Annotated in this window: 16 protein-coding genes; 12 read left to right on the top strand and 4 right to left on the bottom strand. The window is 60.8% G+C overall.

Features of this window, described 5'->3' with window-relative positions; all coding sequences use genetic code 11:
- Positions 1-5: 5 nt before the first annotated feature.
- The 4 genes from MN186_RS04895 to MN186_RS04880 are packed head-to-tail and all read left to right on the top strand — an operon-like array spanning position 6 to position 3,576.
- Positions 6-908, top strand: coding sequence for a metal ABC transporter substrate-binding protein (locus MN186_RS04895; RefSeq protein ID WP_275066120.1), 903 nt, complete (start codon positions 6-8; stop codon positions 906-908).
- Between the two features lie 45 nt (positions 909-953).
- Positions 954-1,847 carry a manganese/iron ABC transporter ATP-binding protein gene (locus MN186_RS04890; RefSeq protein WP_255743805.1) on the top strand — a complete coding sequence of 298 codons (894 nt, stop codon included), beginning with the start codon at positions 954-956 and terminating at the stop codon, positions 1,845-1,847.
- A complete protein-coding gene (locus MN186_RS04885) occupies positions 1,847-2,728 on the top strand; it encodes a metal ABC transporter permease (protein WP_242113161.1) in 882 nt (293 codons plus the stop codon). Before MN186_RS04890 ends, MN186_RS04885 begins: the two co-directional genes overlap by 1 nt.
- On the top strand, positions 2,725-3,576 hold the full coding sequence (locus tag MN186_RS04880) for a metal ABC transporter permease (protein ID WP_242113101.1): 852 nt from the start codon (positions 2,725-2,727) through the stop codon (positions 3,574-3,576). Before MN186_RS04885 ends, MN186_RS04880 begins: the two co-directional genes overlap by 4 nt.
- Positions 3,577-3,908: 332 nt before the next feature.
- Here the strand turns inward: MN186_RS04880 and MN186_RS04875 are convergent, their stop codons facing one another.
- Positions 3,909-4,604 carry an MOSC domain-containing protein gene (locus MN186_RS04875; protein ID WP_242113099.1) on the bottom strand — a complete coding sequence of 232 codons (696 nt, stop codon included), beginning with the start codon at positions 4,602-4,604 and terminating at the stop codon, positions 3,909-3,911.
- Entirely contained in the window at positions 4,601-4,810 is a 210-nt protein-coding gene (locus tag MN186_RS04870) for a hypothetical protein (protein ID WP_242113096.1), read from the bottom strand. Before MN186_RS04870 ends, MN186_RS04875 begins: the two co-directional genes overlap by 4 nt.
- Positions 4,811-5,058: 248 nt before the next feature.
- Between MN186_RS04870 and MN186_RS04865 the strand changes: the two genes are divergently transcribed.
- Together MN186_RS04865 and mgtE are read left to right on the top strand one after the other, a co-directional pair.
- A complete protein-coding gene (locus MN186_RS04865) occupies positions 5,059-6,318 on the top strand; it encodes a D-amino acid dehydrogenase (protein WP_242113094.1) in 1,260 nt (419 codons plus the stop codon).
- 53 nt (positions 6,319-6,371) lie between these two features.
- Positions 6,372-7,715, top strand: coding sequence for a magnesium transporter (gene mgtE, locus MN186_RS04860; RefSeq protein WP_242113088.1), 1,344 nt, complete (start codon positions 6,372-6,374; stop codon positions 7,713-7,715).
- 36 nt (positions 7,716-7,751) lie between these two features.
- On the opposite strand, the gene gdhA is transcribed toward mgtE, so the two are convergent.
- Entirely contained in the window at positions 7,752-9,101 is a 1,350-nt protein-coding gene (gdhA, locus tag MN186_RS04855) for an NADP-specific glutamate dehydrogenase (RefSeq protein WP_338024982.1), read from the bottom strand.
- A 359-nt stretch (positions 9,102-9,460) separates the two neighbouring features.
- Between gdhA and MN186_RS04850 the strand changes: the two genes are divergently transcribed.
- The 6 genes from MN186_RS04850 to MN186_RS04825 are packed head-to-tail and all read left to right on the top strand — an operon-like array spanning position 9,461 to position 17,201.
- Positions 9,461-11,062 (top strand): ABC transporter substrate-binding protein, encoded by a 1,602-nt coding sequence (locus MN186_RS04850; protein WP_242113079.1) that lies wholly within the window; start codon positions 9,461-9,463, stop codon positions 11,060-11,062.
- A gap of 24 nt (positions 11,063-11,086) precedes the next feature.
- Positions 11,087-12,031 carry an ABC transporter permease gene (locus MN186_RS04845; RefSeq protein ID WP_242113075.1) on the top strand — a complete coding sequence of 315 codons (945 nt, stop codon included), beginning with the start codon at positions 11,087-11,089 and terminating at the stop codon, positions 12,029-12,031.
- The gene (locus MN186_RS04840; RefSeq protein WP_242113073.1) at positions 12,015-12,923 is read left to right on the top strand and encodes an ABC transporter permease; all 909 of its coding nucleotides are present in this window, start codon (positions 12,015-12,017) and stop codon (positions 12,921-12,923) included. The genes MN186_RS04845 and MN186_RS04840 overlap by 17 nt, the downstream gene beginning before the upstream one ends.
- Positions 12,920-13,903, top strand: a complete 984-nt coding sequence (locus tag MN186_RS04835; protein WP_242113052.1) for an ABC transporter ATP-binding protein — start codon at positions 12,920-12,922, stop codon at positions 13,901-13,903. Before MN186_RS04840 ends, MN186_RS04835 begins: the two co-directional genes overlap by 4 nt.
- Positions 13,900-14,892: an ABC transporter ATP-binding protein gene (locus MN186_RS04830; RefSeq protein WP_242113042.1), complete on the top strand. Its 993-nt coding sequence runs from the start codon at positions 13,900-13,902 to the stop codon at positions 14,890-14,892. Before MN186_RS04835 ends, MN186_RS04830 begins: the two co-directional genes overlap by 4 nt.
- 14 nt (positions 14,893-14,906) lie before the next feature.
- Positions 14,907-17,201, top strand: coding sequence for a S9 family peptidase (locus MN186_RS04825; protein ID WP_242113040.1), 2,295 nt, complete (start codon positions 14,907-14,909; stop codon positions 17,199-17,201).
- Between the two features lie 27 nt (positions 17,202-17,228).
- Here MN186_RS04825 and MN186_RS04820 read toward each other — a convergent pair whose 3' ends face one another.
- The gene (locus tag MN186_RS04820) at positions 17,229-19,226 is read right to left on the bottom strand and encodes a CocE/NonD family hydrolase (RefSeq protein ID WP_242113032.1); all 1,998 of its coding nucleotides are present in this window, start codon (positions 19,224-19,226) and stop codon (positions 17,229-17,231) included.
- Positions 19,227-19,231: the final 5 nt, after the last annotated feature.

Below are 19,231 nucleotides of genomic sequence, written 5' to 3'. Positions count from 1 at the left end.
TGCAGATGATTGGCCGATTCCTGAAAACCTCGTCTGTGGCGGCGCTGGCTGTCATGGCGGCGTCCAGCGCCTTTGCCGAGGACAAGATGAAGGTTGTCACCACTTTCACCGTGCTGGCTGACATGGCTGCGAATGTTGCGGGCGAGGCGGCCGAGGTTGTCTCGATCACCAAACCGGGGGCGGAGATTCATGGGTATGAGCCGACGCCACAGGATATTGTGCGCGCCTTTGATGCGGATCTGATCCTGTGGAACGGGCTGAACCTTGAGTTGTGGTTTGAACAGTTTTTGTCGAATCTGAAGGACGTTCCGTCTGCCACGCTGACCGACGGCATTGATCCGATCCCGATTGCCGAGGGAAGTTACGAGGGGAAGCCGAACCCTCATGCCTGGATGGGGCTGGATAACGCGCTGATCTATATTGACAATATTGCGGGCGCGTTTGCCCAGCACGACCCGGACAACGCTGAGGTCTATGCGCAGAACGCTGCGGCCTATAAGGACGAATTGCGCGCCACGATCGAACCCTTGCGGGCCGAGATCGCGACCATCCCGGAAGATCGCCGCTGGCTTGTCACTTGCGAAGGGGCGTTCAGCTATCTAGCGCGGGATTTCGGGCTGAAAGAGCTGTATCTGTGGCCGATGAACGCCGATCAGGTCGGCACGCCGCAACAGGTGCGTGGTGTGATCGACGGGGTGCGCGACAATGATATTCCGGTGGTGTTTTGTGAAAGCACCGTGAACACAGCGCCTGCCAAACAGGTCGCGCGCGAAACCGGCGCGCAGTATGGTGGGGTTCTGTATGTCGACAGTCTAAGCGCGCCGGATGGCGAGGTGCCGACCTATCTGGATCTGCTGCGCGTGACATCAAGCACCGTCGCGACGGGGCTGACAGCGGCGGCGCAATAGGCGGGCGGCCGGGATAAAAGACGCCCTTTGGGCAAAGGAATGAAGATGCGCGACGAACCGATCAGATCAAACGTGAACGCCCCGGCCCAAGGGGCGGGGATCATGGCGCAGGATGTGACCGTGACCTATCGCAACGGTCACACGGCGCTGTGGAATGCCAGTTTCGGCATTCCGCGTGGCACCATCACCGCTTTGGTAGGGGTGAACGGGGCGGGCAAATCGACCCTGTTCAAGGCGATCATGGGCTTCGTGCCGGTTGCCAAGGGCGAAATTCAAGTTCTGGGCATGGATGTGCGTGCGGCATTGTCGAAAAACCTTGTCGCCTATGTTCCTCAGTCAGAAGAGGTCGACTGGGCCTTCCCCGTGTTGGTCGAGGACGTGGTGATGATGGGCCGCTATGGACATATGGGGTTCCTGCGCCGACCGAAACAAGCCGATCACGACGCGGTGGATCAGGCACTGCGGCGCGTCAACATGCAGGACTTCCGCCATCGCCAGATTGGCGAGCTGTCGGGCGGGCAGCGCAAGCGTGTCTTTCTGGCCCGCGCGCTGGCGCAGGACGGGCAGGTGATTTTGCTGGACGAGCCGTTCACCGGCGTTGACGTCAAGACCGAGGAACAGATCATCACCCTTCTGCGCGAATTGCGTGACGAGGGGCGGGTGATGCTGGTGTCGACCCACAACCTTGGCTCGGTGCCGGAATTTTGCGACCGCACGGTTTTGGTCAAAGGCACGGTGCTGAGCTACGGCCCGACCGAGACGACCTTCACCCGCGAAAATCTGGAAGAGGCATTCGGCGGCGTGCTGCGCCACTTCACCCTTGGCGGCGATGCGCTGCATGATGACGAGGACGCGCGGGCGGTGTCGATCTTTACCGACGATGAACGGCCCCTTGTGCAATATGGCGACAAGACCCAGCGCACGGATATTCCGTCATGATGGAATATCTGTTGGAGCCGTTCAGTTACAATTACATGACCAACGCGATGTGGGTCTCGGCCTTGGTGGGCGGGGTATGTGCCTTCCTGTCGGCCTATCTGATGCTGAAAGGCTGGTCGCTGATTGGGGATGCGCTGTCACATTCGGTCGTGCCGGGGGTGGCGGGGGCGTATATACTTGGGCTGCCTTTCGCGCTGGGGGCGTTTATCGCCGGTGGGTTGGCCGCCGGTGCGATGTTGTTTCTGTCGGAGCGATCGGGGCTGAAGGTGGATGTGATCATCGGCCTGATCTTCACATCGTTCTTCGGGCTGGGCCTGTTCATCGTGTCGATCAGCCCGATGTCGGTGTCGATCCAGACCATCACGATGGGCAATATTCTGGCGATCACACCCGAAGACACGTTGCAGTTGGCGATCATCGGGTTCGTGTCGCTGGCGGTGTTGCTGGCGAAGTGGAAAGACCTGATGGTGACCTTCTTCGATGAAAACCACGCGCGCGCCATCGGGCTGCGGCCCGGGTTGCTGAAAGCGGTGTTTTTTGTGCTGCTGTCGGCGTCCGTGGTTGCCGCGATGCAAACCGTCGGCGCGTTTCTGGTGATCGCGATGGTGGTGACGCCGGGGGCCACGGCGTATCTGCTGTGTGACCGGTTTCCGAGGCTGATCGTGACATCCGTGGCGATTGGCGCGTTAACCAGCTTTACCGGCGCCTATGTCAGCTATTTTCTGGATGGCGCGACGGGGGGCATCATCGTCACCCTGCAAACGGTGATCTTCCTGATCGCCTTTATCCTTGCACCGAAACACGGATTGCTGGCCGCGAAACGCAAGGCGCGCGCGGCGTTGGTTCATGGGCCGGGCGCTGTAGCGGCGGAGTTCAAATGATGGAGACCCTTTTACTGCCCTTCCAGTTTGCGTTCATGCAAAACGCGTTTCTGATTTCGGTAATCGTGTCGATCCCGACCGCGCTTCTGTCGTGCTTTTTGGTGATGAAGGGCTGGGCGTTGATGGGCGATGCGGTCAGCCATGCGGTACTGCCGGGAATCGTGTTGGCCTATATCTTTGGCTTGCCCTTGATTGTCGGTGCGTTCGCGGCCGGGATGACCTGTGCGATTGCGACGGGATATCTGGCGTCGAACAGCCGGGTGAAGCAAGACACTGTGATGGGCGTCGTGTTCTCGGGCATGTTCGGCGTGGGGATTGTGCTGTTCGTGTCGGTGGACACCAACGCGCATCTGGATCACATCCTGTTTGGCAACATGCTGGGGATCGAGGCGCACGAGCTTTGGACGGCGGCCATCATCTCGGCCGGTGTCGGGTTGATGCTGGTGTTGAAGTGGAAAGACTGGCTGTTGCACAGTTTCGATCCGGCGCAGGCGCGGGCGTCGGGGCTGTGGGTCAATTGGTTGCATTACGGGTTGCTGGCGGCGTTGTCGCTGACCATTGTGGCCACGCTGTCTGCGGCGGGGCTGATCCTTGCCATCGGCCTTCTGATTGCGCCCGGCGCGATTGCGTTTTTGCTGGTCAGGACGTTTTCAACGATGTTGTGGGTGTCCGTCCTGGTGTGCATGGCGTCAATGCTGCTGGGCACCTATGTCAGCTTCTTTCTGGACAGCGCGCCCGCGCCGACCATTATCCTGATCCTGACGGCCGTGTTCATCGTGGCGTTTATCCGACGACAGGTTCTGACGCGCCGGGCATCCATGCGGCGGGCGGATGAAAGGCTGGTTTAGTCCGCCGATCCCCCGGATGTCATGGTGAGCTTTTTCATGACGGGCGGTCCGTGCGGTCGCAGAGGCATTCCAGCAGAGTTTCGCAGTCGAACCCGCCATCTAGGGCGCATCCCAGAACCTCGCGCCGCGACAGGGACGGGCGTGCTGGGCGCGCGGGCGGACGTGTGAGTGGTGTCCGGGGGGCGTCTGGGACGGGCTGATGGTTGGGTTGTGTCATGACGCGTTGCCTGATCCGTGTGCCTTTGTGATAGGTTGGGATAAAGCTGAGTAATTTTGTCAGAAATGTCAATACGGCGAATGATTAAAAATTCTGGCGCCGGATTGGTGCCCGATCAGGTCTGGCCCAGCCGGGCGCTTGTATCCTCGGCCCTGTCACCGCGAGCCATTTTGGCAAACGCGGCGCGCCAGCCGGGGGCCAATTCGGGCAGGTCGGCAAGCTGTGCTGCGTCATCGGTTGTGATCTGCCGGGTCAGGCGCGCTTGGGTCACGCGCGCGACGGTCCAGCCGGGGCAGGGACGGTCTGACAGGGTGATCTGATCGCCTTGGGTGATGACCCCCGGCTGTAGCACCCGGTAATACCACCCCGTCCACCCGGTTTTCTGGAACCAAGCGGCCATCGTGTCTTGGTGGGTATGGGCGTTCAGTTTCCAACAGGGCTGCCGCCCTTGGCTGATTTGCAGAATGGCGGTGCCAGCAGTCAGGATGTCCCCGATGCAAAGCGTGGTTTCATCCATGCCGAAGGTCGCGATATTCTCGCCAAAGGCGGCGGGTTGGGTGCCGGGGGGTATCATCCCCTTGGATTGCCAGAAGGCATAGTGATCGGTGGCATAGTGGTGCACGGCTTTCTCGGCGCCGCCATGCACGGTCAGGTCGGCTTGGGCATCGCCATCGAAGCCAAGGGGCCCAACCGACACCGGGCCACCCGCGCGGATTTTGTGAATGGCTGACGGGGCTTTGCCGGGCCAGTGCTGCTTGATCTGGCCGGTGAACAGCCCGGTGATGGTGGCGCGAAGGTCGGGGGTGGTCATGTGGGTTCCTGTTCATGGCAGATTTGCAGGGTGTCGTGTGGCGGAAGGGGTGCCGCATGGGATGGTGCGCGGGAAAGCTGGTTGGCGTGGCCAATATAATCCCGCGCCGCCTGTTGCGCGGGGTTCAGGTCATTGCCCCAACTTTCGCCAGCCTTGATCCGCGCGATCCGGGTGACGAGCAGTATGACGGTGTCGGCCTGTGTCATGAGACGATCAATAGCGCCTCGAAAATGTAACTACAATAATGTCGAGTCGCTACGAAAATGGATCTTGCTTACCCTTGAAAGAAGCTGATCGGATGAAACGTGTTGCCCAGAGCCAGACCCGCGGTGACATCCCGGAAGGCGAGGCGCCGAATCCGCCCGGCAAGATCAAGTGATACCGCCGACCAGCCCCCTTGCGTGTCGCCGATTGGCGGCGCATCTTACGTCAAACACACATGGGGGCTTCGGCTATGAAAGTTGTTGTCATGGGGGCGGGCGTCATTGGTGTGACCACCGCGTATTACCTTGCCAAGCAGGGCGCCGAGGTAGTCGTGATTGATCGACAGGCGGGGCCGGGGCTGGAAACCAGCTATGCCAATGCGGGGCAGTTAAGCTATGGCATGACCTCGCCTTGGGCCGCGCCGGGTATTCCGATGAAGGCCGTGAAATGGATGTTCATGAAGCGCCGCCCGCTGTTCATCTGGCCCCTGATCAGCCCGACCATGTGGAAATGGTGCGCGCAGATGCTGGGCAACTGCAACGACGAAAGCTATCGCGTGAACAAGGGGCGAATGGTGCGGATTTCAAGCTATTCGCGCGATGTTATGCCGGATTTGATCGCGGAAACCGGCATCGAGTATGAGGGCCGCGCGCAAGGCACGCTGCAATTGTTTCGCACGGAAAAACAGGTGGCGGCGTCAAAGGCCGATCAGGACATTCTGGATGAATACGCGTCGCCCTATGAGGTGCTGGATCGTGACGGCTGCATTGCCACCGAACCGGCGCTTGCGCAGGTGCGCGAGAAGTTCGTGGGTGGGTTGCGCCTGACCGCGGACCGCACGGGTGATTGCCGTATGTTCACAATGGCGCTGACCGAAAAATGCGTCGAGATGGGGGTCGAGTTTCTTTACGGTCAGACCATCAAGGCCATCGCGATTGAAAATGGCAAAGTCGCGGGGGTGGACACCGAAATTGCCGGGCGGGTGACGGGCGATGCGTATGTCTGTGCGATGGGAAGTTATGCGGTGGGTGTTCTGAACCCGATTGGGATCAAGCTGCCAGTCTATCCGGTCAAGGGATATTCGGTCACTTTGCCGGTGGTGGACGACGGCTTCGCCCCGCAATCAACGATCATGGATGAAACGCACAAGGTCGCGATTACGCGGCTGGGCGATCGTATTCGCGTGGCGGGCACCGCCGAGATTGCGGGCTATTCCGACCGGCTTGGCCCCCATGCCACCGATACGGTAAAGCACGTGATCGGCGATCTGTTTCCCAAGGGTGGTGATCTGTCCCGTGCCGAGGGTTGGACAGGTCTGCGCCCGATGACACCCGACGGCACGCCGGTTCTGGGGCCGACCCGGTACGAAAACCTGTTTGTCAACACCGGCCACGGCACCTTGGGCTGGACGATGGCCTGCGGGTCGGGCCGTGCAGTGGCGGATGTCGTTCTGGGCAAGACGCCCGAAATCTCGTTCGATGGTCTGACCGCTGCGCGTTACGACCGCTAGGGTCTGTTCCGCCTGTCCGGCCCGCCCGTGTGAATCAGTAAAGAGGCAACACCATGACGACAACTGCCACGCAGCCGACCATGATGCCGCCGCCCCATGGCGCAGGCGCGGACACCATCACCGCCTTCATAGTGTCCGCGCATCCGATGGATGTGGCAAGCTGGCTGGACCAGTTGCCGCGCGAGGGCGCATGGCAATACCTGTCGGATGTCGAGGTGTCCCGGAGAGTTAAGGTCTTTGCCAGCCTGCCGCTGGACGTGCAGGCCGATCTGGCACGCGCGGCATCGCGCCCCGAATTGGTCGAGATAATTTCCGCAATGGATGCCGACGACCGGGTTGATCTGTTCAATGTGCTGACGGTTGAAGAACAACAGGCGCTGGAGCCGCATCTGGAAAGCGACGACCGCGCCGATATCCGCCACCTGTCCACCTATGACGAGGGGACAGCGGGGGCGCTTATGACATCAAACTTCGCGACGCTGAGCGCGGGGATGACCGGGGGCCAGGCGATTGCCGCGCTGCGCCGCGCCGCGCCTGGGTCGGAGACGATTTACCGCTCGTACATTCTGGATAAGGCCGGGCGGCTGATCGGGTCGGTGCGGTTGCATGAACTTATCTTGCTGGACGAGGACCACCCGATTGCCGAAATGATGGAGAAGACCCCCATCGCCGTCACCCCCGATATGGGGCAGGAGGACGTGGCGAAGACCATCGCGCGCTATGACCTGTTGGCGGTTCCGGTGGTGGACGCCGACAATCGGCTGGTTGGGATCGTCACCCATGATGACGCAACCGACGCGATGCAGGCGGAAACGACCGAGGATTTCCAAAGGATTTCGACCGTGTTGCCGTTTACGGAAAGCCTGCGGGCGGTGGGAGTCGGTGTTTTGTATTCCAAGCGTATCGTCTGGCTGGCGCTTTTGGTGTTTGGCAACCTGTTTTCCGGTGCGGGTATCGCCTATTTCGAGGAGATGATCCTGGCCTATGTGTCGCTGGTTTTTTTCCTGCCGCTTTTGATCGACAGCAGCGGCAATGCCGGGTCGCAATCGGCCACCTTGATGGTGCGAGCGTTGGCGACGGGGGATGTGGCACTGTCGGACTGGCGTAATCTTATCCTGCGCGAACTGGTGGTCGCCGCTGCGCTTGGGGCGACGATGGCGCTGGTGGTGCTGCCGCTTGGCGCGTGGCGTGGTGGGCCGGATGTGGCGCTGGTTGTCGGGTTGACGATGTTCTGCGTGGTGATTGTGGGCAGTTTGGTGGGTATGTCGCTGCCCTTTGTTCTGAGCCGTCTGCGGCTAGACCCCGCCACCGCCAGCGGCCCGTTGGTTACGACCATTTCCGACGGGGTGGGGGTTTTGCTTTATTTCTCGGTCGCGACGCTGATCCTGTCGGGGTGATGTGACACGCCAGAAGGCGCGCCACGCCAATTCAGATCAGATTACGCCCATTGCGTGCATCGCATCTGCCACGCGCACGAAGCCTGCAATATTCGCGCCCAGCACGTAATCGCCCGGCGCGCCGTATTCTTCGGCGGTGTTGTGGCAGGCGTCGTGAATGTTGGTCATGATCTCTTCCAGCCGGCTTTCGGTTTTGGCAAAGCTCCAACTGTCGCGGCTGGCGTTTTGCTGCATTTCCAGCGCCGAGGTCGCCACCCCGCCCGCGTTCGCGGCCTTGCCGGGTGCAAACAGGACGCCTGCTTTTTGGAACAACTGCACCGCTTCGGGGGTGCAGGGCATATTGGCGCCTTCGGCCACCGCGATCACGCCGTTCTTGATCAGCGTCTTGGCGTTGGCGCCGTTCAGTTCGTTCTGAGTCGCGCAGGGCAGGGCGATTTCGCAAGGCACATCCCAGATCGAGCCGCCTTTGACGAACTTGCTATTGCCGCGCTTCAGTTCGACGTAATCGGCGATGCGGCCGCGGTTGACCTCTTTGATCTGTTTCACCAGTTCAAGGTCGATGCCGTCTTCGTCCAAGATATAGCCGCTGGAATCAGAGCACGCGACGACGCGTCCACCGAATTCCTGCACCTTCTCCATTGCATAGATCGCGACATTGCCGGACCCTGACACGACGCAACGCTTGCCGTCGAAATCGGTGCCGCTTTGGGCGAGCATGGAGCGCACGAAGTAGACGGTGCCAAAGCCTGTCGCCTCTTTCCGGGCGCGCGAGCCGCCATAGACCAGACCCTTGCCGGTCAGAACGCCCGCTTCGAACCGGTTGTTGAGGCGTTTATACATGCCGAACATATAGCCGATTTCACGTGCGCCAACGCCGATATCACCAGCGGGCACATCGACATATTCGCCGATATGGCGGTGCAACTCGATCATGAACGACTGGCAGAAGCGCATGATTTCACGATCAGATTTGCCTTTGGGGTCGAAATCCGACCCACCCTTGCCGCCACCGATGGGCAGGCCGGTCAGGGCGTTCTTGAAGGTTTGCTCAAACCCCAGAAACTTGATGATGCCCACATTGACCGAGGGGTGAAAGCGTATCCCGCCCTTATAGGGACCAAGGGCCGAGTTGAACTGCACCCGGAAGCCACGGTTGATCTGCACCTGATTGTTATCGTCGATCCACGGCACGCGAAAGATGATCTGGCGTTCGGGTTCGCAGATGCGTTCGATCAGGGCTTCGTCGAAATATTCGGGATGCTTGGAAACCACGCGGCCAAGGCTTTCCAGCACTTCGCGAGCGGCCTGATGAAATTCAGCCTCGCCGGAGTTTCGGTGAAGGACGGTGCTGAGGATGGGCTGGAGTTTTTCATCAATGCTGTTCACGGTTCTGTCCTTCTTTTTTTGTTATTGGCGCCCAAGCGGCGGGCCGGTCTGGGCCGCTGGCGATATGTTGGATATGACGGCTTTGGGCGGTGCGAAAACCCCAGATGCCGCGCTGCGGTGGTAAAACATGCTGCGCCGCCGCGCAAGTTCTGCGTTGTTTGGCGCTAACATTTGAGGCGCGGAAGCGCCTTGTATCGTGCGTCAAAGCCGTGTTCGGCTTGTTATAAAAGACCGATGCAAGCATGATTACCTAGGGTAAAGCGGTTGAAACTCGGGTGGATAAGTGAAACCTTGGGCTTAATGACAACGGATTTCTGCACTTGCAGAGGAACGAAATTTTGACAGGAAGCGGCAAACTCATGACACGCAAGACAACCAAAACCAACGGTCTTTCACGGCGTAGCTTTATCGGTTCAGGCGCAACATTGGGTGCGATGGCGGGGCTTGGTGGCTTGCCATTTGCATCAAGCGCGATTGCTGACAGCATGGTCGAGGGCAGCATCCTGACCGCGCGGGTATACGCGGATATTTCCAGCTTGGACCCAGCGTTCTGGACGTCGGCCGTTGATGCGATGGTCATTCGCTGCCTGTTTGCACATTCGCTGATGTATGACACCAACTCGGACGTTTTCGAGGCGCAGCCGTCTGCGATGAAGTCGTATGAATTCATCGACGACACCCATATCGCCTTCGAACTGCACGAAGGCATTATGTATTCCGGCGATTATGGTGAAATGACGGCGGAAGACGCAAAATACTCGTTCGAGCGCATCGCCAACCCCGAGCTGAATTCACCCTATATGGAAGATTGGGCGACGCTAGATCATGTGGAAGTGACCGGTAAATACACCGGCGTCATCGTGCTGACGCAGCCCTTCGCGCCGCTGCTGACGACGACCCTTCCGGGGGTCAGCGGTGTGATCCTTCCGAAAGCTGCAATCGAAGATGCGGGGGGCCGGTTCTCGGTTCAGCCGCCGTGTTTTTCCGGCCCTTACCGGATCAAGGACTGGCAGCCCAAGACCCGTTTGATCCTTGAGCGGAACCCGGATTGGACGCTGACCGACGCGCCTTATGAAGAGCTTCACCTGATCCCGATCGAAGACCCCAAGACCGCCGAGCTTGGCTTTGAGGCGGGCGATCTTGATTTCTCGGAAATCAGTGTGTCGTCGATCCCGCGTTACGAAGCGAACCTGCCCGCCGGGGCCGAGTTCAACAAATTCGAGGGTCTGAACTACTACTGGATGGGCATCAACGAATTGAACGACCAGTTGGCGGACAAAAATGTGCGCCGGGCCATTCAGTTGGCGGTGGATCGCAAGACGGTTGTTGATGCGTCGTCGCTTGGCGGGGCTGTGCCGGCCGCGGGCATTATCGCCCCGGCCCTGATCGGCAGCCGCGAGGCCAACCTTTATGATCGCGACGTCGAAGAATCCAAGCGTCTGCTGGAAGAGGCGGGGATGGCCAACAGCCTCAACTTGACGATCTCGATCCAGCAGACGGCGGAAAACCTTGCCGCTGCGCAGGTCATTCAGGCCAATCTGGCCGAGGTCGGCATTCAAGTGACCATCAACCAGTATGAAAGCGGCACGTTCTGGAGCCTTGGCAGCAAGGACGAGGGTGATCAATATCTTGATCTGCAACTGTTCCTGATGCGCTTTTCCATGCAGCCCGATCCCAGCTGGGCGACCATGTGGTTCACGCCGCAGCAAATCGGTATCTGGAACTGGCAGGGCTTTGACAATGCTGAATTCGGAGAGCTGCAAGAGGCCGCGCAGATCGAGATCGACACCGAAAAGCGCGACGGCATGTATAAGCGGATGCAGGATCTGATGGAGGAATCGGGTGATTTCGTGTTCCTGAATTTTGTGCCCGTGGGTGTTCTGAACAGCGACAAGGTCCAGACCGCACTGCGCCCCGATGGCGAGCCGGTGTTCTATGAGTTCAGCCCAAAACAGGGCTGATGCCCGGAAGGACACGAGCCTGTCATGGCCCTTTATTTTCTGAAACGACTGCTGTTGTCGGTTTTGGTGGTGATCCTTGTGGTCATCGCGCTGTTCCTGCTGACCTATGCGATTCCGGGTGATCCCGCCCGGGTCGCGCTGGGGCCGCGCGCCAACCCCGAGCTGATTGCCGAGTTCCGCGCGCGGATGGGTCTGGATCAATCGCTGGCGACGCAGCTTTACAACTTCTTCGTATCGCTGTTGCAGGGGGATCTGGGGCGCGACGCGATCAGCGGCGAGCCGGTGTTGAACACCGTCCTGTCCCAGTTCCCCGACACGCTTTACCTTGTGCTGGGGTCGGTTCTGGTTGCGTTGGTGCCCGGTGTGATCCTTGGCATCCTGTCGGCGCGCTATCGCGGTGGGATCATCGACCGGATCAGTTCGGTTCTGTCGGTGTCGGTGATGTCCGTGCCTGCGTTCGTGATCGCGATTTACCTGCTGCTTGTCTTTTCGATCCAGCTTGGCTGGTTTCCCGCCATCGGCGCGGGGACGGGGTTCTGGGACCGGTTGCACCGGCTGGTGCTTCCGTCGCTTGCGCTGGGGCTGGCATGGATCGGGTATATCGCGCGAATCCTGCGTGCCTCGATCCTGGAAGAGATGAACGAGGGGCATGTCCGCACCGCCCGCGCCTTTGGCCTGTCGGAAAACCGGATCATGTATGACTACGTCCTGCGCATCGCCGTTTTGCCAATGATCACTGTGCTGGGCATAGGTATCGGGCAGATGTTGTCCAGCGCCGTCTTCGCCGAAGTGGTGTTCGGGCGGCCCGGCATTGGCAAGCTTGTCTATGATGCCATTATATCGCGCAACTATCCCATTGTGACGGGAACGGTCCTTGTGACGACGATCTTCTTTGTGGTTGTCAATCTGGGGGCGGATCTTTTGGTCGCATGGCTTAATCCAAAGGTGCGTCATGACCTCTCCCGCTGATAGTCCGACCCCGGGGGCGGCCCCGAAGCCCGATCCGGCCGGTGATCGTCCGGCAAAGCGACGTGGCGCGTTTGGCCGTCTGATTTCCGACCCATTGGGGATGTTGGGTGTCGTGCTGATCGCCCTGACCGTGTTGGCGGCGCTGTGTGCGGGGATGACATCGTGGGACCCGATTGCCCTGAACCCGCTGGCGCGTTTCCAACCTGCCAGCTCCGAGCATTGGTTGGGCACCGATAACCTTGGCCGCGACCTGTTTACTCGCGTTCTTTATGGGGCGCGGATTGCGCTGACGGTCTCAATCGGGGCGACGGTGATTGCCATGGTCATCGGTGTGGCCGCAGGGCTGATCGCAGGCTATGGGCCGCGGTGGTTGGACAACGTGATGTTGCTGATCTTCGACGCGATGAAATCCATTCCCACCGTCATGCTGGCCCTGATGCTGGTCACGGTCACGGGGCCGAGCCTTTATGCCGTGTTGCTGGTTGTCGTTCTGGTGAACGCGCCGGCCTATGCGCGGATGGCGCGTACGCAAACGCTGGCCATTCGGCGGGCTGAATTCATTGACGCCGAACAGGCTTTGGGCGCGGGGCAGGCGCGGATCATGCTGCGCCATGTTTTGCCCAACATTGTCGGCCCCATCCTGATCGTCGCCGCGATGGATATTCCCGTCGTCGTCGGTATTGAAGCCGGGCTGAGCTTTCTGGGCCTTGGCGTTCGTCCACCGACCCCGTCATGGGGCAGCATTCTGTTCGACGGATTTTCCTATATCCGTGAAAGCGCGTGGCCGGTGATTGCGGGCGGTCTGCCGATCGTCATCACAACGCTGGGTTTCACCTTCCTTGGCGAGGCGTTGCGCGACACATTCGACCCCAAACTTGGAGGCGGAAATTGAGCGAGAAAAACGCACTTGAGGTCCGCGACCTGAACGTCAGTTACAAGGTGCCGGGCGGCAAACTGCGCGCCCTGCGCCAGATCGACCTGATCGTGCCACGCGGCGAGATTGTCGGGCTTGTTGGCGAATCCGGGTGTGGCAAGACGACCCTGATGCAAACCATTTTAGGGCTGCAAAGTTCGGCTGCGGTGATCGAATCCGGGCAGATCATGCTTGGCGATACCGACTTGCTGACGCTGGGGCCAAAGCAGATGCGCGGTGTTTTGGGCGACCGGATGTCGGCGGTGTTTCAGGACCCGATGAAGTCTTTGAACCCGGTTCTGACCATTGGGCGGCAGATGACGGACATCCAGTTCCGCAGCAAGGCTAGCCAGCGCGAAAAGCGCGCCCGGGCGGTCGAGATGTTGGAAAAAGTGCGTATTCCTGACCCGGAATCGCGGCTTGACCGGTATCCGTTCGAATTCTCGGGCGGGATGCGGCAGCGGGTGGCCATCGCAATGGCCTTGATGGCGGAACCGGACGTCTTGGTGGCGGACGAGCCGACCACCGCGCTGGATGCCACGCTTGAGCTGACGACCATCGACCTGCTGCGCGAGTTGCAAAAGGAAATCGGCTGCGCGATCATTTTCATCACCCACCACCTTGGCGTGGTGGCCGAGCTGTGTCAGTCGGTCAATATCATGTATGCGGGTGAAATGGTTGAAAGCGGCCCCACGCGTGCGGTTTTCGACGCGCCGCAGCACCCCTATACCGAACTTCTGTTCGCCTGTGACCCGGCGCAAATTGCCGAACGCACGCGACATCTGCCCACCATCGGGGGCGAGCTTCCCAGTTTGATTAACCTGCCGCCCGGTTGCGTGTTCGAAGGGCGCTGCCCGAAAGCATTTGCGCCCTGCGCGGACATCCACCCGCGCATCGTGACCTCGGGCGGGTCGGATATGGTGCGCTGCCATCTGCGTGACCCGGAGGTAACGAAATGACGGATCTTCTGTCAGTCCGCGATCTGGTATCGCGTTTTCCCGTTGGCGGCGGCCTTGGCAGTCTGTTTTCGGCAAAACAGTATATTGAGGCTGTTGCCGGCGTCTCGTTCGATCTTGAGGCAGGACAGACTTTGGCGCTGGTGGGCGAATCCGGGTCGGGCAAGACGACCCTTGCGCGCGCCATCGCCGGTCTGGGCGAAGACGTCAGCGGTGACGTGACGTTTGACGGGCGCGACGTTCTGAACCTTGCAGGGTCCGACCGCAAGGCACTGCGCCGCGAGGTGGCGATGATCTTTCAGGACGCTGTCAGTTCGCTTAGCCCGCGGTTCACGGTGCGCGCGCTGCTGCTTGAGCCGTTTCAGATACACGACATGATGCCCGACGACCCGGACGCCGAGGTTGACCGGATGCTGTCTTTGGTCGGTCTGCCGGTCACAATGGCGGATCGCCGCCCGCACGAGTTGTCAGGCGGGCAAGCGCGGCGCGTCGGTGTGGCGCGCGCGCTGGCGCTGAAGCCAAAGCTGGTGATCGCGGATGAACCGACAGCCGGGCTGGACGTGTCGGTGCAGGGCGAGGTTCTGAACCTTTTGAACGATCTGCGCGAAAAGCTGGACTTGGCGCTTCTGGTCATCACGCACAACCTGAATATCGTGCGTCACGTCGCTGACTATATGGCGATCATGTATCTGGGGCGTGTGGTCGAAATCGGTGACACGCAACGTATTTTTGACGAACCGCGCCATCCGTATACCGCCGCGCTGCTGTCAGCCAACCCGACCACGGATGCCGATGCTGCCGAACAGCGCATCCGGCTGGAGGGCGAAGTGCCAAGCTTGTTGGACCGCCCGTCGGGGTGTGAATTCCATGGCCGGTGCCCCTTTGTACGCGACAAATGCCGCGAGGTCGTCCCCGAGGTATCGACGACCCAGGCGGGGCGCCGCTTTACCTGCCATTTTCCCTTGGGTCCAGACGGCGCCCCCACCGGATAAAAAAGGAGGTCACTTTGACCGGATTGACCGACGCCATGTGGGCGGCGATTGCCCCAGCTATGCCTTGGAACCTGCGCAACAGCTTTACAAACCTGCGGATTGACCCGCATTGGTTTCCCGATGCGCGCGGGTTCTGGTATCGGCGTGAAACGGGTGCGGATATTGCGTTTATGTTGGTTGATGCCGAAACCGGCAAAACGCGCGTCGCTTTCGATACCGCCGCCTTGCGTCGCGCGCTGTCTGCAGTGACGACTGACCCTGATACCGCTTTGGCACGGGTCGAGCTGTTGGACCGTGACGGGCTGATCGGGCTGGACGGACGGGCCTATGACTTTGACGGACAGGGGCTTGTCTTGCGCGACCTGCCGCGCGTGTCGGGGGATGTTCCGACCTCTCCCGATGGGATGCGGGCGTTGTTCCGGCGTGCCGGCGATTTGTGGGTGCGCGACGTGGCGACGGGCATCGAGCGTCGGCTGACCCACAGCGCCGAACCGCATTTTGAATGGGCCAAATCGCCTGATCAGAACCTTGAAACCATACGGATCGCGCGGCTTGGGATCACGCTACCGCCGATTGCCCAATGGGCGCCGGATGGGCGGCATGTTCTGACCTATCAACTGGACGAACGCGCGGTGCGGTCTTTGCCGATGGTGCAGAACGTCCCCGATGATGGCAGCCGCCGCCCCGTGTTGCACGACCTGCGCATCGCGTTTACCGGCGATGCCGAGGTGCCGATGGCGCATCAGGCGGTGATCGACACCGAGACAGGCACCATTGTGCGCCAACAGGGCGGGCCGGTTCACGTGACCGAAACCAGCCTGATCGAACGAGCTGAAACGTGGTGGAGCGCCGACAGTGCCCGTGTTTTCTTCGTCGACCATGACCGGTATGAAAAGCGGATCGCGCTGGTGGAAATGGACCGCGCCACCGGTGCCACCCGCGAGATCATCACCGAAACCTCGGACCATTTTGTGGATGTGAACATGGAATACGGGCGGCGTCCGAATATCCATATCCTCGACCGCACCGATGAAGCGATCTGGTTCTCGCAACGCGATGGATGGGCGCATCTTTATCTGATCGACTTGCACGATGGCACGATCAAGGCGCAGATCACGCAGGGCGATTGGGTCGTGCGCGATCTTCTGGCGGTGGACGAGGTGAACCGCCAGGTGTTTTTCCTGACGGGCGGAATTGCCGAGAACGCGACGCCTTATCAACGCAGCCTGTGCCGTGCCGATCTGGATGGTGGTGGCGTGACGGTTTTGACGCCTGATGCTGGCGATAATGATGTGGCGATGCAGGGTGTTGGCTGGGCCGATCTGGTCGCGCGGGCAGGCATGTTGGGGCCGCTGCCTTCGGCCCTGTCGCCTGATTGTGCGTATTTCGTGCATACCTTTGCCCCCAAGGACAGCCTGCCGGTGTCGCAATTGCGGCGGCGGGACGGAAGCTGTGTGGCCGATCTGGACGCGGCACAAAGCACCGCGAATGATCTGATCTGGCCCACCACGTTCAGCACGACGGCGGCGGATGGCAAGACCGAGATTTTCGCGCAAGTGTGGTTGCCCGAAGGTGATCACGCCCCCGCCTCGGTCCCGTTGGTCGAGATGATATATCCCGGCCCGCAATGTATCGAACAAACGCTGTCACCCTTTCCCGCAGATGCGTCCGAGTTCTTCAAGGTCGCGCTTGCCGGTGCATTGGTGCGTCTTGGCATGGGCGTTGTGATTTTGGACGGGCGCGGAACGCCGTTTCGCGAAAAGGCGCTGCATGATCTTTGTCACGGGGCGCTGGATAATCCGGGGCATCTGGACGATCACGCTAAGGCGTTAACTGATCTTTGCGCGGCGCATCCCGAAATTGACCCGGCGCGGGTGGCGATCATGGGCCATTCGGCGGGCGGACATGCGGCGGCGCGGGCGGTTCTGGATTACCCCGATGTGTGGTGCGCGGCAATCGCGACGGCGGGCAGCCATGACCCGCGGCTTTACAACAGTTGTTGGCCGGAAAAATGGCAGGGGCGGCTGGTGCAACACGATGATGGCAGCACGAATTACGATGCCGCCGATAATGCCAGCCGGGCCAAGGGGCTGCGCGGTGCGCTGTTGCTGGGGCATGGCGACCTGGACGACAACGTGCATCCGGCGCAGACGCAAAAATTGGCTGCCGCGCTGATCGCCGCCGGAAAGTCGTTCGAGATGCTGATTACTCCGAACGACGATCATTTTACGTTCCCCAGAAACCCCTATGTGGTGCGGCGGCAGATCGACTTTCTGCTGCGCCATCTTCGCCCGGCGGCGGGGGAATAACGCCCCCGGCGCCGGACTGATGCCGGGTCAGATCAGGTTGCGGGGGACGGTCTTGTGCCAAGTGCGTTTGCGCAGTTCTTCCCCGTTTTCCAAGACACGCAACATGCCGTCGTAATGGAACTCGGTCTCGGTCGAGGTCAGTTCCAGCCGCGTTTCAGTGCGGATGTTCCAGCCGTCGCGGATGGTGTCATAGCTTTGGTCGATGATCGACCGGGCCGACAGGGGGTCATCGTCACGGATGCGAAGCTCGCGCCGCAGGGAATGGGCGATCTGTGTGCCGATGTCGTCAAAGCGCAGGACGCCTTCGCCGAACACCCCACCGACGCCATCGGTGATATAGACCGTTTCGCCCGTCAGGTGGTCTTGCATACTGGTGCGCGAGACCGAGCCGGGATCGACCTGAGTGATGGGCGTGAGCGGCCCATGTGCCGGGTCGGGGAAGGTCATTTCGTGCACGTCACCGCCTGCGCGGCGGGGCAGGGACAGGCAAGCATCGTCCAGCCCAAACGACAGGGTCGCCGCATAGGGCGCGGGCCAGATGATCGGCCAATAGGCGGTGCCGACCGACACTCGGATCTTGTGCCCCTTGGCGAACCGGTGGCCGCACATGTTCAGCGCGACACGGACCTTGGTGGGCGTGCCGGGTTCCAGCGCTTCGGGGTGTTCGTGCCCGTCGCGGTGGGTCAGGTTCAGAACCTGATAGCTGACGCGCAAGACCTCTCCGCTTGGCAGAACGTCACACAGGCGCACGACGATTTGCGCCACCGGACTGTCTGATGTCAGGGTCAGGTCAAGATGGGGGCGGCCCAAGACCTCGACCTCTTCTGTCAGGGTGTCGGTGTCGAAATTCAGCGATCCGCCATCGTCAAGGCGTTGATCCGTGGGCATTTCGCCCGGCACGCCGGCAGACATCCATTCACCCGCCGCCTTGCCGTGGCTTTGCGGCGAGCGGATCGACACCTCGCCGGTGCCGGGTGCGTCTGCAAGCCCCGATTTGGTCAGCCAAAGGGGCAGAGGTTTGACCTCGTCTGATGGCCATTCCGCCTCGCCGACCCAATGGCCGGGCTGCATGGGGCGGCTGCCGTCGGGCAGGAGCGCGTCGTTCACATAGGCGCGCAGTTTGGGTTCGTTCATCACACCGGTGTCGATGCCCTTGAGCCATTGATCCCACCAGCGCACGGCCTCTTGCAGCCAGCCGATCGCGGGGCCGGGCACGCCGTCATGGGGATAGACATGGCCCCACGGCCCGATGACGCCGCGACAGGGGACCGAGAGGTTTTCCAGCATACGCGGGACGGAATTGGTATAGCTGTCCGCCCAGCCCCCGAAGGCCAGAACGGGGCAGGTGATGTCTGAATAATCCTCTTGCACCGAGCCGTGCTTCCAATAGTCGTCATAGCGTTGATGTTCGGCCCAGAGCGCGGGGAAGAAGGGCAGGTCGTCGATACGTTTCAGCCAATCCTCGCGCCAGCGGTCGCCAACGATTTCTGGGTCCAGCGGGCGGGCCTGGTAGGCTTGCATGATCGACCCCCACCACTGGTTGTCGTTCAAAAGGCAGCCGCCCATGAAGTGAATATCGTCGCGGAACCGATCATCGGTGAAATAGACCGGGATCACGGCTTTAAGTTCGGGCGGCCTGCGGGCGGCGATTTGCAGGCAATTGAAGCCGCCCCAGCTTTTGCCCATCATGCCGATATCGCCGGTGCACCAGTCCTGCGCGGCGATCCATGTCAGCACCTCTAGCGCGTCGTCTTGTTCTTGCGGCAGGTATTCGTCGGCCATGTGACCGTCGGAATCGCCCGACCCGCGCATATCGACCCGCACCGAGGCATAGCCATGTTCGGCAAAATAGCCGTGCATCGGTTCATCGCGCACGCGGGTGCCATCGCGTTTGCGATAGGGAATGTATTCCAGAACCGCCGGAACGGGCGCGTCACGTGCCCCGTCAGGCAGCCAGATGCGCGCGCCAACGCGGCACCCATCTGACAGGGTGATCCAGACTTGCTCCAATACTTCGGTGGCCATGGTGT

Origin of the sequence: Aliiroseovarius sediminis, assembly GCF_022678485.1 — a bacterium.
Lineage (GTDB): Bacteria > Pseudomonadota > Alphaproteobacteria > Rhodobacterales > Rhodobacteraceae > Aliiroseovarius > Aliiroseovarius sediminis.
Note: the sequence above shows the minus strand (reverse complement) of the source record. Positions and strands in the feature narration are given on the sequence as shown.